The following is a 16,358-nucleotide window of genomic DNA, read 5'->3' on the forward strand; positions in this document are numbered from 1 at the left end:
CGTACCGCGGGCACCAGGCGCTCCGCCGCGTTGCCCGCGAATCGACGGCGGACGCGGGCGGTGGCGGCCTGTTCCGTACCCTGGCGGCATGCGTATGCGCCCCACCTTGAGCTGGACCCCGGTCGAGGACCTGCCGCCGGGCAGCACGGACCTGGAGCCGGTCGCCGACGCGCTGAGCACCGGCGGTGTGCTGGTGCTCAGCGGGGCCGGCATGTCCACGGAGTCGGGCATCCCCGACTACCGGGGCGAGGGCGGGAGCCTGAGCCGGCATACCCCGATGACCTACCAGGACTTCACCGCCGGCGCCCAGGCCCGGCGCCGGTACTGGGCCCGCAGCCACCTCGGCTGGCGCACCTTCGGCCGCGCCCGCCCCAACGCCGGACACCAGGCCGTGGCCGCGTTCGCGCGGCACGGCCTGCTCTCGGGTGTGATCACCCAGAATGTCGACGGCCTGCACCAGGCCGCCGGCAGCGAGGACGTCGTGGAACTCCACGGAAGCCTGGACCGGGTCGTCTGCCTTGCCTGCCGCACCTCCAGCCCGCGCCGCGAACTCGCCCGGCGGCTGGAGGAGGCCAATGTGGGCTTCGCGCCGGTGGCCGCCGGAATCAATCCGGACGGTGACGCCGACCTCACCGACGAGCAGGTCGGGGACTTCCGCGTGGTGCCCTGTACGGTCTGCGGCGGCATCCTCAAACCGGACGTGGTCTTCTTCGGCGAAGCCGTTCCGCCGTCGCGGGTCGAGCACTGCCGCGAGCTGGTCCGCGAAGCCACCTCACTGCTGGTCCTGGGCTCCTCACTGACGGTGATGTCCGGGCTGCGGTTCGTCCGCCAGGCGGCCAAGGCCGGGAAGCCGGTACTGATCGTCAACCTGGACCCGACCCGGGGCGACCAGCACGCCGTCACCCGGGTCGCACTCCCGCTGGGAACGGCCCTCACCAGCGTGGCCGACCGGCTGGGCATCCCGGGGCCGGCACAGCCCTGACGCGGATCCGGCGTGACGCGGACCGGATCCGGCGTGACGCGGACCGGGTCCGGCACCTTTGCGGCCCTGGCTGTTCCGCCGGGCGTAATCCACCTCCGGGCGAACTGCTCGGCTATCACACCTGGGGTGGCGTCACCCGGGACGGCACCCGGACGGCCGTGGTGTACGTCACCAGCGACGGCGGCGGCGACACCCAGCAGGTCATGAGCACACTCGTGGACCAGGAGCTCTGCCGGACCCGCACCTGGTACTCCGCTCCGTTCCGCGACCCAGGTGCGGGCCCGGTCGCCGCTGCCAGTGGCCTGCGCCCATTCGACCAGTACGGCAGGGCGGCCGGACAGAGGCGTGGGCGAGCGCTACGCAGCGCGCGCCGCGAACACCGCCGCGCCCAGCATGGCCTGGTCCTCGCCGTCGTCGCGTAACGACAGGGCGAGGCGTGCGAGTCGCGGGTCGTGGTGGGTGAGGCCGGCGGAGAGCGGCGGGCCTGTCAGGGGCCATGCGGCCGTGATGGAGCCGCCGAAGACCACCGTGTCGGCCTCGAAGGCGGTCAGCCACGGGGCGAGGGGGTCGCCGAGGGCGCGCAGGACAGAGGTGATGATGTCGCGGGCGGTGATGCCGGTGACGGCCAGGACCGTCAGCTCCCGCAGCCCGTCGACGGGGCGGCCGGTGCGGTCCGTGTAGCGAGCGGTCATCGTGCGCATCCGCGGCGCGGGGTTCGGCGGACCACTCGGCTGTATGACCGGTGGACCCAGCAGGCACCGGCCTGCGTTACGGCGTGTGGGGCGTTTGTTCGCTGCGCGTACGTCGCTCGTCATAGTCGGATCGGGCGGCTTCCACCACGTCGAGGTTGTCGACGACCCACCTCAACATCGCTTGCAAGGGTGACTCGAGGCTCCGGCCCAGGTCAGTGATGCGGTATTCGATCGCCACCGGGTCCGTCGACACGACCAGCCGTTCGACCACGCCATTGCGCTCGAGCCGCCGCAGGCATGTGGTCAGCGACTTCGGCGTGACGGCAGGCAGGTGCTGGCGAAGCTCATTGAAGCGCCGGGGGCGGTCGCACAGCGCCTCCAACACCAGCAGGGACCACTTGTCGAAGAGCTGGTCGAGCAGGCGACGGCCTTCGCTGTCGAAGTCCATTCCCGTCACGCCGGTCTCCTCCGCGATACCTGGTTTCGTTGAAGTATATCGCACCTACTAGGTATACAGAAGATACTCCATTGCTCGACCAGTGAAGGCAGGATCCATGCCCGGCGCATACTCGGCTCTCCAGGTCTCCATCAACGGCGGTGTGGCGCACGTCGTCATCGACCACCCGCCGCTCAACTTGCTGGACGCCACCCTCATGCTCGACCTGGACCGGTTCGCGGCCTCGATGTCCGGCAACGACGACGTCCGGGTGATCGTCTTCGACAGCGCGGACCCGGACTTCTTCATCGCGCATGGCGACATGACGTTTGCCGACGATCCCGCGACGTTCTCGGCACTCCCGATCGCCCCCGAGGGGGACCAGTCCTTGAACCCGATGATGCGGCTCCACGAACGCCTCAGGTCGCTGCCGCAGATCACGATCGCCAAGGTGCGCGGACTGGCACGCGGTGGCGGGGCGGAACTGCTGTCGGCGATGGACATGCGGTTCGCTTCCCTCGAGCACGCCGGTCTGGCGCAGCCCGAGGCTGCGGGTGGGATCATCCCGGGCGCGGGAGGCACCGCGTACCTGCCCGGTCTCGTGGGCCGCGCACGGGCTCTGGATATCATCCTCGGTACGCGGTTGATCGATGCGGCGACCGCGGAACGGTACGGATGGGTGAACCGGGCCGTGCCCAACGCCGAGCTCGACCATGTCGTCGACACGCTCGCTGCCCGAATCGCCGCCTTGCGACCCGGTGTCGCGCGCGCCGCGGTCGAAGCGGTCGACGCCGCGTCGGACTCGATCGCTCACGGCCTGGAAAGGGGGAATGAACTTCTCGGCCAGCTCCTCGGCGGGCCCGCCGCGGCTCGTCTCACCCAGGCCGTACTGGCCGCAGGTGCACAAACCCGCGATGGGGAGCGGCACTTGGAGGACATTTTCGACAAGGTCCAGTAGGTCCGTCTTCGAACGGACCCCAAAGCGGGTGGAAGGGTGGGCCGTTACTCGTCACACGCGACTGCGAGCGCGCGGGGCGGGGCATCGGAGGCCAGGGGGTGCGCCGCGCGTACCGGCCGAGCGCCGGTGCGATGGCGAGCCCACGTCGCGTCGCCGACGCCCGCGGCGGCGCGGCCCACCGCACAGAAACTACGCGGCGAGCGGCCGGCGGACGAGCACGAAGCCGCTCCGCGCTTCGACGCCCCAGGCGCCATGGACGATGTGGTGGTCGGCGACGCCGCCCATGCGCCGTCCCACCTGACGGGGCAGGCCATCGGCCTGGCCCTGACCGGTGCCTACCTGCTCGCCGTCGAGAAGCCCGGCACTCCCCCCTCGTCCACCCGGGCGAACTCGCCATCGCCACCGCATGAGGCACGGGAACACCCATGGCGATTCCATGCCTCATGCGGTGTTGCGGCCCCGCCCCGGGAGCGTCGACCGCACAAGACGGTCACGGCAGTACGACCAGCTCACGGCTGGTGCGGTTGAGCCGTTCGCCGCCGTCGTCGGTGCAGATGACGATGTCCTCGATGCGGGCTCCGAATCGGTCGGGAAGATAGATGCCCGGCTCGACGGAGAAGGCCATGCCGGGCTCCAGCGGCAGGGCGGAGCCCGCCACGATGTAGGGCTCCTCGTGGGTCTCCAGCCCGATGCCGTGACCGGTGCGGTGAATGAAGTGAGGCCCGAAGCCCGCGTCCGTGATGATGTCCCGGCCGATCGCGTCCAGTCGCTCGGCGGTGATACCGGGCCGCACCGCGTCGGTCTGGGCGCGCTGGGCGGTCAACAGCACCTCGTACAGCCGTCGGTACTCCGCCGGGGGCTCGCCGACGACGTAGTCGCGGGTGGAGTCGGAGCAGTAGCCGTCTTCGGTGGTCCCGCCGATGTCGACCACCACGGGGTCACCGGGCTGGATCACCCGGTCCGACAGCTCATGGTGGGGGCTGGCGCTGTGGGGTCCGGAGCCGACGATGACGAAGTCGGTCCGCACATGGCCTTCGGCCGTGATGGCTTCCGCGATGTCCCGGCCGACCTCGCGTTCGGTGCGCCCGGCGCGCAGCCACTCGGCCATGCGGGCGTGCACCCGGTCGATGGCCGCGCCCGCCCGGCGCAGCGCCTCGGCCTCGGCCTGGGTCTTGCGGATCCGCAGCCGGCCGAGCACCTCTCCGGCCAGTGCCTGATCGGTGTCGGGCAGCACGGCGCGGAAGGCGATCACCTTCTCGGCCCACATGTGGTTGTCGACGCCGACCCGGGCCGTACCGGCGGGCAGCCTGGCCGCGACGAGGGCATACGGGTCCTCGGTCTCGGCCCATCCGGTGATCTCGATGCCGAGGTTCCCGGCCGGGGACGCGAGCGCCGCGGGCCGCTCCAGCTCCGGCACCAGGAGGAAGGGCTCGTCGTCCACGGGGATCACCAGGCAGGTGAGCCGCTCCAGGGGCAGGGCCTGGTAACCCGTCAGGTAGCGCAGGTCGGCGCCGGGACTGATCAGCAGCGCACCCAGGCCCGCACCGGCGGCGGCCTCCCGGGCGCGCTCCAGACGGTCGGCGGGGTAGAGATCGGTGGGGATCACAGGGAGTTCTCCATCCTGGTATCGGGCCGGTCCGGGCCGAGGCAGCGGGCCGGACCGTCCTCGACCGGCTGGGCCCCTTCAGCCTCAGCCTCAGCCTCCACAGCATGCAGCACAGCGGCATCCCCGAAGGCACGGGACGCACTGCCCGCGCCAGGTCCAGCCGCCTTGGCCGGTTCGCTCGGCACTACCGCCCGACCGACGAGGAGTCGGGGCCCGCTCCCGGCCCAGGGGTCTCAGGCATCGTAAAGACGACGGCGGCCCGCCTCGACGGCGTCCGGGATGGCTTCGGCGACACGGACATCGATGCCGTGCCGGACGGCGACTTCGGCGACGCCGGAGCCCATGAGGCCGCAGCCGACGACGCCGAGACGGGCAACGGGATCCATCTGGGGTCCAATCCGGTGAGATGGTGGTGTGCCGGGGCTGGTCAGACGTTGCGGCGGTACTGGCCGCCGACCTCGAAGAAGGCGTCGGTGATCTGCTGCAGCGAGCAGACCCGGGCGGCGTCCATGAGGACGGCGAAGACGTTGCGGTCACTCACCGCCGCGTCCTTGAGCGCGGCCAGCGCGGCATGGGCCGTCTCATGGTGGCGGGCCTGGAAGTCCCGCACCCGCGCCAGCTGGGACTGCTTCTCCTCCTCCGTGGCGCGGGCCAGCTCGATGGCGTCGGGCTCGGCGGTGTCCGCACGCGGGTTACGGAAGGTGTTGACGCCGATGATCGGCAGGGTGCCGTCATGCTTGCGCTGCTCGTACAGCATCGACTCGTCCTGGATACGGCCGCGCTGGTAGCCGGTCTCCATCGCCCCGAGCACACCGCCACGCTCGCTGATCCGCTCGAACTCCTCGAGGACGGCCTCCTCCACCAGATCGGTGAGCTCGTCGATGATGAACGACCCCTGCAAGGGGTTCTCGTTCATCGCCAGACCCCACTCACGGTTGATGATCAGCTGGATGGCGAGGGCCCGGCGGACCGAGTCCTCGGTGGGGGTGGTGACCGCCTCGTCATAGGCGTTGGTGTGCAGGCTGTTGCAGTTGTCGTAGATCGCGATGAGCGCCTGCAGAGTGGTGCGGATGTCGTTGAAGTCCATCTCCTGGGCGTGCAGCGAGCGGCCGGAAGTCTGGACGTGGTACTTCAGCTTCTGGCTGCGCTCGTTCGCACCGTACTTCTCCTTCATCGCCACCGCCCAGATGCGGCGGGCGACCCGGCCGAGGACCGAGTACTCGGGGTCCATGCCATTGGAGAAGAAGAACGACAGGTTCGGGGAGAAGTCGTCGATGTGCATGCCCCGGGCGAGGTAGGACTCGACGTAGGTGAAGCCATTGGCCAGGGTGAAGGCCAGCTGGCTGATGGGATTCGCGCCGGCTTCGGCGATGTGATATCCGGAGATGGACACCGAGTAGAAGTTGCGGACCTTGTTGGCGATGAACCACTCCTGGATGTCGGCCATCATCCGCAGGGAGAACTCGGTGGAGAACAGGCAGGTGTTCTGGCCCTGGTCCTCCTTGAGGATGTCGGCCTGCACCGTGCCGCGCACGGATCCCAGCGCATGCGCCCGCAGTTCGGCCGCCTCCTCGGGCGACGGGTCGCGGCCCTCGGCGGTACGGAACCTCTCGATCTGCTGGTCGATCGTGGTGTTGAGGAAGAACGCCAGGATGGCCGGCGCCGGCCCGTTGATCGTCATGGAGACCGAAGTCGTCTGCGCCACCAGGTCGAAGCCGTCGAAGAGCGCCTTCATGTCCTCCAGGGTCGCCACCGACACTCCGGAGGTGCCGACCTTGCCGTAGTTGTCCGGGCGCTCGTCCGGGTCACGGCCGTAGAGGGTGACGGAGTCGAACGCGGTGGACAGCCGGGTGGCCGGCTGGCCCTCGGACAGCAGCTTGAAACGCCGGTTGGTACGGAACGGATCGCCCTCGCCCGCGAACATCCGCGCCGGGTCCTCGCCGTCACGCTTGAACGGGAAGACCCCGGCGGTGAACGGGAAGTGGCCGGGCAGGTTCTCCCGGCGCCAGAACCGCACCAGTTCCCCGTGGTCGGTGAAGCGGGGCAGGGCGACCCGGGGGATCTTGTTGCCGGACAGGGACTCGCGGGTGAGCGTGGTGCGGATCTCCCGGTCCCGTATTCTCACGATCTGCTCGTCGCCGGAGTAGGAGGCCACGACGGCGGGCCAGTTCTCGATGCGTTCCGCGACCTCGTGCGGGAGTTTCCGGCGGGCGTCCTCGAGCAACGACCGCACATTCCCGGCGTCGGAGCCGGCCTGGACGAGTTCGCCCTCCACCGCCTCCAGCCGCTGCACCCGACGGGCCGACTCGGCCATCCGGTCGGTCTCGGCGTGGTACCCGCGGACCAGCTCGCTGATCTCGGCGAGGTAGCGCACCCTCTCCGCCGGAACCACCTGCCGGATACCGGAGGAGTAGCGCACATCGACGGGCGCCAGCCAGCCCTCGGACAGCGGCAGCCCCTTCTCGGCCAGGGAGCTCTTCAGGTGCTGGTACAGCGCGGTGACACCGTCGTCGTTGAACGTGGCCGCCGAGGAGCCGTACACCGGCATCTCCTCGGGCCGCATGCCGAACGCCTCGCGGTTGCGGACCAGTTGGCGGCCCACGTCACGCAACGCGTCCTTCGCGCCGCGCCGCTCGAACTTGTTGATCGCCACGACGTCGGCGAAGTCGAGCATGTCGATCTTCTCCAGCTGCGAGGCCGCGCCGAACTCGGGTGTCATCACATACATCGAGGTGTCGACGAACGGCACGATCGCCGCGTCGCCCTGGCCGATGCCCGGCGTCTCCACGATCACCAGGTCGAACCCGGCCGCCTTCACCACGTCGATCACATCGGCCAGGTGTTCCGGCAGCTCACGGCTGTTGCGCGTGGCCAGACTCCGGAAGAACACCCGGTTCCCGTCCAGGGAGTTCATCCGGATCCGGTCACCGAGCAGCGCACCGCCACCACGACGGCGGGTCGGGTCGACCGCGATCACCGCGACCCGCAGCTTGTCCTGCTGGTCGACGCGGAACCGGCGCACCAACTCGTCGGTGAGCGACGACTTACCCGAGCCGCCGGTGCCGGTGATACCGAGCACCGGTGTGACCCGTGCCGCCGCGGCGGCCCGGAGCTGCTCCAGGAAGTCCGCGGGCAGCTTGCCGAGTTCGGCGCCGGTGATGGCGCGGGCGACAGCGAACCGGTCGCCGGCGAGTACGGCGGCGATGTCGGCCTGCCTACCGTCCCACAGGTCGAAGTCGCAGTCCTTCATCACCGAGTTGACCATCCCGGCGAGGCCCATCCGCTGCCCGTTCTCCGGGGAGAAGATGGTCACTCCGCTGTCGCGCAGCCGGTCGATCTCCTCGGGCACGATGACGCCGCCACCACCGCCCACCACACGGACGTGCTCCGCCCCCTGCGCACGCAGCGACTCCACCAGGTACTCGAAGTACTCCACGTGACCGCCCTGGTAGGACGAGACCGCGACACCGTGTGCGTCCTCCTCCAGCACCGCGTCCACGACCTCCCGCACCGACCGGTTGTGACCGAGGTGGATCACCTCCGCGCCCTGGGACTGGAAGATCCGCCGCATGATGTTGATCGACGCGTCATGCCCGTCGAACAGCGCCGAGGCGGTGACCAGGCGGACGGGGTGCGCAGGACGGTGCAGATCGCTCATGAGGGCCTTCCCAGACAGGTCAGGGCGCTGACTGAAGAGATAGTAGGACGTCCTAGTAAATTACTGGAGGCCGGGGCGGTGTGAAGAGCAGCACACGTCCCCCCGGGAACGGCCTTCGCCGGAGCCATCCCGCCCGACAGCAGCGTCCAGCTGCCGCAACGGCTGTCAGGCACCTGTGAGCTGGACATCGTCCGCGACAGGGGCCCTCCGGATCCCCTGGCAATCAGCGCGAGGGCTTGCCATGCACGGAGACGGCATACTGCCCGCCGGTGTAAGGATCCCGGGACCATGTCGCGTACCTGGCTTCAACGGTGAGTCCCACCGCACGGCAGTGCGCGTCGTAGTCGTCCAGCGTGTAACCGCGGTCCAGGGCGAAACCGGCGACAAGACGGCCGGCCGGACGCACATGGGCCGCCGCCCCGGCCACCAGGGCCGGTTCCGTACCCGGCGGGGTGAACAGAGGGACATTGCCCGCCAGCACCACGACATCGAAGGACAACCCCAGATCGAGGCCGACCAGATCCCGCTGATACCAACGGATCTCCGGGGCCAGCCGCCGGGCGGTGGCGAGCATCGACGCGTCGGTGTCCACGCCCACCACGTCGATCCCGTGACGGGCCAGCTCGATGGCCACCCGGCCGGTGCCGCACCCCGCATCGAGGACGGTGGCGGGCTGGAAGGAGCGGACCAGCGCGGCTTCACCGTGGATGTCCCCGCCTTCGGCGGCGATGCGGTCAAACCGCGACTGGTAGTCGTCACCGTTCCACCTCATGCTCACGCTCATGCGGCCAGAGTGTCACATGCGTGGTCGCGCAGGACAATGCGGGCAGCCAGGACCTCTGGCTGACTCGGGAACCCGCCCGCGAAGGCCGCGGTCAGCCCGTCCCAGCCCTCCCCTCAACGCATCGCTTGGCACATTATTTCGCACTCCACAGGTCGCCCGGCCGGAGCCGGCGGGTCGCTGCCGGGAGCCGGGCGGGGCCAGCTGACCACCTTCAGCTCCCCCTCGGAATTGCTCGCCGGAAGGGAGGCTCGTCCGCTCTGGCCCCGTCGGCGCGGGTTCCTGCGCGCCGGACGGCGGAACGGAGATAGCCGGGTGGAATTCTGGTCTATACCAAGCACGTCCGTCCCAGTATTCTCATCCATGGCCAGTAGCACACCATCCCCCACCCAGGTTGCGTGCTGGCGCGGGCGAGACCCCCTGAACCTGCCCAAGCAGCCAGGTGACCTCCCGATTCACCGCCTCTAGGAGGATCACGGTGAAAGTTCGCACCAGAAGTTCGGCGATCATCGGCACCATCTGCCTCGTCGCTTCCCTCGCCTTGACCACGGCCTCCGCCGACCAGCCCGCCGCCCCGCGGCAGGCAGCGGCGAAGGTCGCGCTCAAGAATGTGGCCACGGCCCAGAATCCGACCGCCGGCGCCGCCGGTCCCGGAGGCACGGTCTGGATCGCCGAACGCCCAGGCACCGTAAGGGTTTTGGATGATCAGGGACTGGGCGAACCCGTCCTGGACATCTCCGACGAGACCACCACCGACGGCGAGCGCGGCCTGCTGGGCATCGCGTTCGACAAGGAATTCGCGCACTTCTACATCTCGTTCACGAACCTCGAAGGCACCAGCACCGTGGACGAATTCGCCATGCGGGACGGCAAGATCCAGCCGGACACCCGGCGCACCGTCCTCACCCAGACGCAGCCGTACTCGAACCACAACGGCGGCGATATCAAGTTCGGCCCCGACGGCTACCTCTACATCGCCTTGGGCGACGGGGGCGCGGGCGGCGACCCGCACGGCAACGGGCAGAACCTCGACACGCTGCTCGGCAAGATCCTGCGGATCGACCCGAGCGGCGGCGAGCCGTACGCGATCCCGCCGGACAACCCGTTCGTGGACGACCCGAACGCGAAGGACGAGATCTGGGCGTACGGGCTGCGCAACCCGTGGCGGTTCTCCTTCGACGCGGGCACGGGCGACCTGCTGATCGGTGACGTCGGCCAGAACGACTGGGAGGAGATCGACTGGGCCCCGGCGGACAGCAAGGGCGGCGAGAACTACGGCTGGTCCCAGATGGAGGGCACCCATCCCTTCCGTGGCGGCACGGAACCCGCGAACCATGTGCCGCCGGTCCACGAGTACGACCGCACCAATCTGGGCTGCTCGGTGACCGGCGGCTACGTCTACCGCGGCGACGCGATCCCGGACCTCAAGGGTCAGTACGTGTACAGCGACTACTGCGACGGCACCGTCCGCTCTCTGCGGATGGAGAACGGCAAGGTGACCGGCGTGAACGACCTCGGAGTCAACGGCGGTGAGGTCATCTCGTTCGCGCAGGGCGGCAACGGCAAGCTGTACGTGCTCGCCATAGGTGGCAGCATCTCCCGCATCGACCCGGCCTAACCACTACGGGACCCGCGGCCGAGTGGCGAGTGCCACCGGCGCACGTCGCCGCCCTCCTCTGTACTGAAGGGCGGCGACGTGTCCGGGGCGAGTCGTCATGCATGGAGTTGCGGGTCCTCGATCACCGTGGCGACCCGCGCGCGTTCCTTCGCGTCGAGGCCGCGGAGGGGAAGCGGGAGGCCGCGGGGCGCGGTGAGGCCGAGGTGGGCGGCTGCTGCCGCGACGACACGCAGGGACCCGTCGTGCTGGGCGAAGAGGTCCCACAGGGGCTGGAGCCGCTGGGATTCCTGCTCGGCCCGCTCGGCCCGGCCGGTCTGCGCGGCCCGGGTGAGGGCGAGGGCCACCTCGGGGAAGAGGCCGCCGATCACCGAGTACCAGGCGTTGCATCCCGCGTTCAGCCCCCTGGCCGCGTCCGCGTCGCCGCTGACGCCGATCGTCACCGTGGCGGGCAGAAGGTGCCGCAGGTGCTCGATGCGGGCGCGGGCCGCCGCGGGGGCGGCGGGCGCCCCGGAGATCTTGATGGAAGCCACGTTGGGGAGCCGGCCAAGCCGCGCGTACAGCTCGTCGGTGAGGTGAAGCGCGTCGTGCGGGGGTTGTCGTAGACCACCAGGGGGACGGACAGGCTCGCCGTGACGTCCTCGAAGAGGCCGAATACCTCGTCGTCGGTGAGCGGCTGGTACGACACCGGCGCCAGCAGGACTCCGGCCGCCCCCGCGCTCTGGGCGTCCTCGGCCGCTTCCAGCACGTGCCGGGTGCGCAGGGCCCCGATTCCGACGATCACCGGGACTCCGTCGGCGTGCTCCACCGCGATACGGGCGGCGCGGACCCGCTCGGGGGGGCTCGAGGTCCCCGGAGTTCGCCCTTTGGTGTCAGCAGAACGACTGGAAAGTACAACGGACCGACCGCGCGAGGTCAACCGAACGACCGCGTGGTACGGCAGACTGAACTACGTGGAGAGGAGCGACCTGATGGCGGAGACCGAGGCGGCTCTGCGGACGCTGGCGTACAACGTCAGAACCGCTCGCACGCGCGCGGGGCTGTCCTTGGACGAACTCGGCCGACGGGCCAAGGTCAGCAAGGGCTCACTGGTCGCTCTGGAGAAGGCCCAGGGGAATCCGAACTTCGCCACCCTGGTCCGGCTGGCCGACACCCTCGGCGTCTCGGTGTCCTCCCTGATGGAGGGGGCGTCCCAGGAGCGCGTCCGGGTCGTGTCCGCCGAGGCCGTGATGCCACTGTGGGCGGGAACGCACGGCAGCGAGGCCCGGCTGATGCTGACGACCTCCGGGCCGACCACGGTCGAGGTCTGGCGCTGGAAACTCCAGCCCGGCGAGGAGTACCCCAGCCACCCCCACCAGGCCGGCGTCGTGGAGACCCTCAGTGTCACGGCCGGCCGGATGGTCCTGGTCGTCGACGGCGTCGACCATCCCGTCGAAGCCGGGCAGACCGCCGCCTTCGACGCCGACACCCCCCACACCTACCGCGGCGACGGCGGCGGGACCTGCCATCTGATCATGACCGTCCACCTGCCACCCGGCCCTGCCTGACCACGTCGACCCGTTCCGTTCCGTCCCCACCCGCCTCGAAGATCAAGGCCAAGAGGAGGTTCATGTCCGAGCGCGCGAAAGAATCCGTCATACGGGCCCCGGGCATACCGCACCTGCTGATGGTGGTGCTCTGCTGCTTCTCCGGATTCGCCCTGCTGCTGCCGGTCTCCCCGGCGTGGGCCGTCAGCGGAGGAGCCGACGAGTTCGGTGCCGGACTCGTCACCGCCGTCCTGATGGCCGCCACCGTCCTGGCCCAGCTGTGCGTCAAAACGGCGCTGCGCGTCCTCGGCTGGACCCGCATCCTCGTCCTCGGTTCCCTGCTGCTCGGCCTGCCCGCCCTGCTGCAAGCCCTCAGCGACCACCTGTTGCCCATCCTGCTGACCACAGCCTTCCGCGGAGTGGGCTTCGGCATCGTCACCGTCTGTGGATCCACCGCCGCGGCCGCGCTGGCCCCGCGCGGACGCCAGGGAGCGGCCATCGGCCTCTACGGCTTCGCGGTCGCTCTCCCCCAAGTCGCCCTCACCCCGGCGGCGCCCTGGCTGGTGGACACGTTCGCCCTCCCCGCGATCATCGCGTGCGGCGCGCTCCCCGTTCTGGCACTGCCCTGGACACGAGCCCTCGGCCGCGTCGTCGAGGCCCGCATCGGCAGCCCCGCGCCAGCGGACAGCCACCCGCGGCACCCCGCCCCCGCGACCACGGTGCTCCGGCGCATCCTGCTCCCGCTCACCGTGCTGCTGCTGGTCACGGCCGCGGGCGGTGCCGTACTCACCTTCGCTCCGCAGTTCACCACCACCCCGACGCTGGCCGCCACGGCCCTTCTCGCCCTCACCGCCACCGCCGCGGTGTCCCGTTGGGGCTGCGGAGTGCTGGCCGACCGGATCGCTCTGCGGCCGATCAGCGGCGCCCTCGCCTCGGCCGCGTGTGCGGGCCTGGCGCTGATCGCCCTGGCCGTGGGCTCGGAGAGCGTCCCCGTCCTCGCCCTGCCGGCCGGACTGGTCGTGCTGGGAGCGGCGTACGGAGGGCTGCAGAGCCTCACGCTGGTGCAGGCGTTCACCTACGCGGGCGCGGAGAACCGGCATACGACATCAGTCGCGTGGAACATCGGCTACGACGCGGGCACCGGACTGGGCTCCCTCATGCTGGGCCTGGCAGCCCAAGCGGCCACCTTCTCCACCGGCTTCGCCACGATGTCCGCGGTGATGGCGGTCGCGGCCCTCACGGTTCTCCTCACCGGTCGCAGACCGGCCACCGGCCGCTCGGCGAACAGCCGCCGGCGTACGCGAAGCCGAAAGCGCCGATCGCTCACCGACCGCTAGAAGCCACTCCCACGCAGGTGTGGGTCACGGGACCGCGCCCCGAACCGCCGTGGCTCAGCCCAGCGCGTCCATCACGGCGGTGACATAGGCATCCAGCCGCTCCTCCACGGCTCGTGTCGTCAGCTCTGTCCTCCCTGCCTCCCGCCATGGCCGCGACACCAACCGCACTTCTTCCGAGCACGCCAGCCCGTCCCGCACCTGCCAGTACAGCCGCTCGCTCGCGGTCGCGGCCAGCACCCCGCCGGCCTCCTCGTACGCCTCGGCGAACCGCAGGCCCCACGCCGGGCCGTGCAGCAGCGCGAGATTGGTGGAGCAGTGCGCCACATCGAGATCCGCCGGGCCCCAGGAGGCCCCTGCCCAGTCGACGACGCCGGTGATGCGGGCACTTGCCGGCCTCGAGGGCTCCACGTCGAACAGCACGTTGCCGGGTTGGAAGTCCCGGTGCAGGAAACGCCCTTCATAGGGTGGCGCGGGCTTGCGGATCACGTCGATGGCCGCGGCCCATGCCGCCGCGTCGGCGCCCTTCGGAGTCACGACGGTGTCGGCGGTCGTCAACGCCACGTACTCCCGGGGCCGAACGGCGGGTCGCACCGCGTGGATCGCCACGAGTTGACGGGCCAGCCGTGGGACGCGCGTCTCCAGTCCCTCGTCGTCGAGGACCGTCCGGCCCGCCAGATGCGTCATGAGGAGCGAGGGATACTCGCACTGCGCGGCGGTCGGATCGACCGCGACCAGCCCAGGAGCCGGCACGCCGGTCCCCGCGAGCAGGGTCAGGGCGCCGGCCTCCCGGTTCAGCCAGTCCTCGGCGTGCTCCATGTTGACGAAGGTCCGCAGCACCAGGTGACGGGTGTCTCCGTCCCGCGTGCCGATGGTCAGCCTCCGCATGTCGGCAGTGATGCCGCCGTGCAGCGCCTGTGCTCCGACGACCCGTTCGCCGGCCTCCAGGTGTCGGTTCACCCAAGTCAGTGTCAACGGCCGGACACCCGCCGCCTCATCGTGGTTGTTCACCGTGCCACCTCACCATCCGGACGGCGGCACGCGCGAACGCCCGGCCCATCACGTTTCGGTAACCTGGCCGAAACCCTTGACGTTGCTCATGGCTCGTTCTTAATCTCGCTGCACCGCGTCATCAGCAGTTCCAGCAGTTCGCGCGCTGCGGCGTTTTCCGCAGTGTTTTGGCAGGCACAGACATAGACCACCTGTCGGTGGCTTCGTCGTGCCCTTTTCCGTGCTCCCCGTGCCGCCGGTAGGTCTTCCTCGAAGGCGGATTCATGGCACAACGTCCGAGCGTCAAAGGCGTCGCCGATGTCGTTGCGCTCATCGATGGGCTGGGAAAGATCACCGGCCGGGCGCAGATCATCTGGTTCCTCGTGTTCGGCGGGCTGTTCCTCGACGCCTACTCGAACGCGGCGCTGAGCGCCGGTCTGGGGCCCATGACGACCCAGATGGAGCTCACCAGCACCCAAGTCTCGATCCTCACGGCCACTGCTCCGGCGCTGGCCATCATCTTCAACCCCCTCGGTGGCTGGCTCGCCACCCGCATCGGCCGCGTCCGCCCGCTGCTCATCGCCAAGGTGTTCGCCCTCGCGGGCGCCCTGCTCGCCGCCTTCGCCGGTGACTTCACCGTCGTGTGGCTCGGCCGGGCCCTGGTGGGTGTCGCGTACGGCATCGACTTCGCGGTCGCCATGGCGCTGCTCGCCGAGTACACGCCCGCGAAGCTGGGCGGCCGGCTCAACCTGTGGCAGGCCGTCTGGTACGTCGCCACCACCAGCAACCTCGCCCTGGCCCTGCTCTTCTTCAACCTGGATGTCGGCTCGGACATCTGGCGCTGGTCGGTCGGCTCGGCCGCGGTCGTCGCCGTCGCACTGCTGCTGAGCCAAGCACTGATGCTCAAGGAGAGCCCCACCTGGCTGGCCGGCAAGGGCCGGCTGGGCGAGTCCGTCATCAACCTGGACCGGATCTACGGGATCAAGGCAGTCGTCGGTACGCCCGACGCGATGACCCGCATCGCGGCTGAGGCACCGGTCGTCGGGTTCCGCCAGACCGGGCTTCTGTTCAAGGGCGAGTACCTGCCGCGCACGATCCTCTCATCGGTGATCTCGCTCGGGCAGTCGATGCAGTACTTCGCGGTCGGCTGGTACCTCCCGCTGATCAGCCTGACGATCTTCGGCGAGAGCTTCGAGAAGGCCACCATCGGCTCGATGGTGTTCAACGCCTTCGGTATCGCGGGCGGGCTGCTGTCCGCGTACTTCGGCCGCCGCCTCGGGCTGCGGCTCAGCTCCGCTGCCGGCTTCGCCGGGGTCTTCGTGGCCCTGGTGGCGATGGGACTAACCTTCGAGAAGGTGCCCATGGCCGTGGCGTTCCTGCTGCCGGTGCTGTTCATCCTCTGCCACTCCGCGGGCCCCGGTGCCAACGGCAAGTCCATCGCGGCGCTCTCGTACAGCAGCGATGTCCGCGCCCTGGGCACCGGTGTCACCGGGATGGTCGGCAGCTTCGGCAGTGTCGCCGGCCTGTATGTCTTCCCGCAGATCAAGGACTCGCTCGGACTCGCCGACACCTTCTTGGCGCTGTCCGTCGTGCCGCTGCTCGGCCTGATCACCTGCCTGGTGATCAAGTGGGACCCGACGAAGGCCGCCTCGCCCGACGAGGTCGCCGGGCAGGACCGTGACGCCACTGCGGCGCTCTCCGTGACCGCCGGCTGATCCGCCGCCGGACCTGGCGCACCGCACGGTGGTCCCCCTCCTCCGTGTGCGCCCCTTCCCCAGCC

General features: G+C 69.9%; 14 protein-coding genes and 2 pseudogenes. 7 read left to right on the plus strand and 9 right to left on the minus strand.

The window, feature by feature from the left end; all coding sequences use genetic code 11:
* Positions 1-88: 88 nt before the first annotated feature.
* Positions 89-982: an NAD-dependent protein deacetylase gene (locus tag AS97_RS07865; protein ID WP_086708068.1), complete on the plus strand. Its 894-nt coding sequence runs from the start codon at positions 89-91 to the stop codon at positions 980-982.
* 98 nt (positions 983-1,080) lie between these two features.
* A pseudogene (locus AS97_RS47000) lies at positions 1,081-1,227 on the plus strand (serine hydrolase); the annotation flags it as partial.
* Between the two features lie 111 nt (positions 1,228-1,338).
* On the opposite strand, the gene AS97_RS07870 reads toward AS97_RS47000, so the two are convergent.
* Both AS97_RS07870 and AS97_RS07875 read right to left on the minus strand, forming a co-directional pair.
* Positions 1,339-1,674: a hypothetical protein gene (locus AS97_RS07870; RefSeq protein WP_086708064.1), complete on the minus strand. Its 336-nt coding sequence runs from the start codon at positions 1,672-1,674 to the stop codon at positions 1,339-1,341.
* Between the two features lie 76 nt (positions 1,675-1,750).
* A complete protein-coding gene (locus tag AS97_RS07875) occupies positions 1,751-2,122 on the minus strand; it encodes a helix-turn-helix domain-containing protein (protein WP_059143010.1) in 372 nt (123 codons plus the stop codon).
* A gap of 106 nt (positions 2,123-2,228) precedes the next feature.
* Here AS97_RS07875 and AS97_RS07880 point away from each other — a divergent pair, with 106 nt between their 5' ends.
* The gene (locus AS97_RS07880) at positions 2,229-3,068 is read left to right on the plus strand and encodes an enoyl-CoA hydratase/isomerase family protein (RefSeq protein WP_210564606.1); all 840 of its coding nucleotides are present in this window, start codon (positions 2,229-2,231) and stop codon (positions 3,066-3,068) included.
* 490 nt (positions 3,069-3,558) lie between these two features.
* Here the strand turns inward: AS97_RS07880 and AS97_RS07885 are convergent, their stop codons facing one another.
* The 4 genes and pseudogenes from AS97_RS07885 to AS97_RS07900 all read right to left on the minus strand — a co-directional run bounded on the left by AS97_RS07885 (position 3,559) and on the right by AS97_RS07900 (position 9,104).
* On the minus strand, positions 3,559-4,674 hold the full coding sequence (locus AS97_RS07885; RefSeq protein WP_210564607.1) for a Xaa-Pro peptidase family protein: 1,116 nt from the start codon (positions 4,672-4,674) through the stop codon (positions 3,559-3,561).
* Positions 4,675-4,919: 245 nt separating this feature from the next.
* Positions 4,920-5,060 (minus strand): annotated as a pseudogene (locus AS97_RS07890) (3-hydroxyacyl-CoA dehydrogenase NAD-binding domain-containing protein); the annotation flags it as partial.
* 41 nt (positions 5,061-5,101) lie between these two features.
* Entirely contained in the window at positions 5,102-8,332 is a 3,231-nt protein-coding gene (gene icmF, locus AS97_RS07895) for a fused isobutyryl-CoA mutase/GTPase IcmF (protein ID WP_210564608.1), read from the minus strand.
* Between the two features lie 223 nt (positions 8,333-8,555).
* Positions 8,556-9,104: a class I SAM-dependent methyltransferase gene (locus tag AS97_RS07900; RefSeq protein WP_086708056.1), complete on the minus strand. Its 549-nt coding sequence runs from the start codon at positions 9,102-9,104 to the stop codon at positions 8,556-8,558.
* Between the two features lie 487 nt (positions 9,105-9,591).
* Here AS97_RS07900 and AS97_RS07905 point away from each other — a divergent pair, with 487 nt between their 5' ends.
* Entirely contained in the window at positions 9,592-10,731 is a 1,140-nt protein-coding gene (locus AS97_RS07905; protein WP_210564609.1) for a PQQ-dependent sugar dehydrogenase, read from the plus strand.
* A 95-nt stretch (positions 10,732-10,826) separates the two neighbouring features.
* On the opposite strand, the gene AS97_RS48480 is transcribed toward AS97_RS07905, so the two are convergent.
* On the minus strand, positions 10,827-11,261 hold the full coding sequence (locus AS97_RS48480) for a dihydrodipicolinate synthase family protein (protein WP_282615674.1): 435 nt from the start codon (positions 11,259-11,261) through the stop codon (positions 10,827-10,829).
* Entirely contained in the window at positions 11,168-11,512 is a 345-nt protein-coding gene (locus AS97_RS48485; RefSeq protein WP_282615675.1) for a dihydrodipicolinate synthase family protein, read from the minus strand. Before AS97_RS48485 ends, AS97_RS48480 begins: the two co-directional genes overlap by 94 nt.
* A 187-nt stretch (positions 11,513-11,699) precedes the next feature.
* Between AS97_RS48485 and AS97_RS07915 the strand changes: the two genes are divergently transcribed.
* Positions 11,700-12,275, plus strand: a complete 576-nt coding sequence (locus AS97_RS07915; RefSeq protein ID WP_059143016.1) for a helix-turn-helix domain-containing protein — start codon at positions 11,700-11,702, stop codon at positions 12,273-12,275.
* A 62-nt stretch (positions 12,276-12,337) separates the two neighbouring features.
* Entirely contained in the window at positions 12,338-13,591 is a 1,254-nt protein-coding gene (locus AS97_RS07920; RefSeq protein ID WP_059143017.1) for an MFS transporter, read from the plus strand.
* 54 nt (positions 13,592-13,645) lie between these two features.
* Here the strand turns inward: AS97_RS07920 and AS97_RS07925 are convergent, their stop codons facing one another.
* On the minus strand, positions 13,646-14,599 hold the full coding sequence (locus tag AS97_RS07925; protein WP_059143018.1) for an aminoglycoside phosphotransferase family protein: 954 nt from the start codon (positions 14,597-14,599) through the stop codon (positions 13,646-13,648).
* A gap of 263 nt (positions 14,600-14,862) precedes the next feature.
* On the opposite strand from AS97_RS07925, the gene AS97_RS07930 reads away from it, so the two are divergent.
* Positions 14,863-16,293 (plus strand): MFS transporter, encoded by a 1,431-nt coding sequence (locus AS97_RS07930; RefSeq protein WP_210564610.1) that lies wholly within the window; start codon positions 14,863-14,865, stop codon positions 16,291-16,293.
* The last annotated feature ends 65 nt before the right edge of the window (positions 16,294-16,358 follow it).

The sequence above is a fragment of the Streptomyces sp. AgN23 genome (assembly GCF_001598115.1).
GTDB classification, from domain to species: Bacteria; Actinomycetota; Actinomycetes; order Streptomycetales; family Streptomycetaceae; genus Streptomyces; species Streptomyces antimycoticus.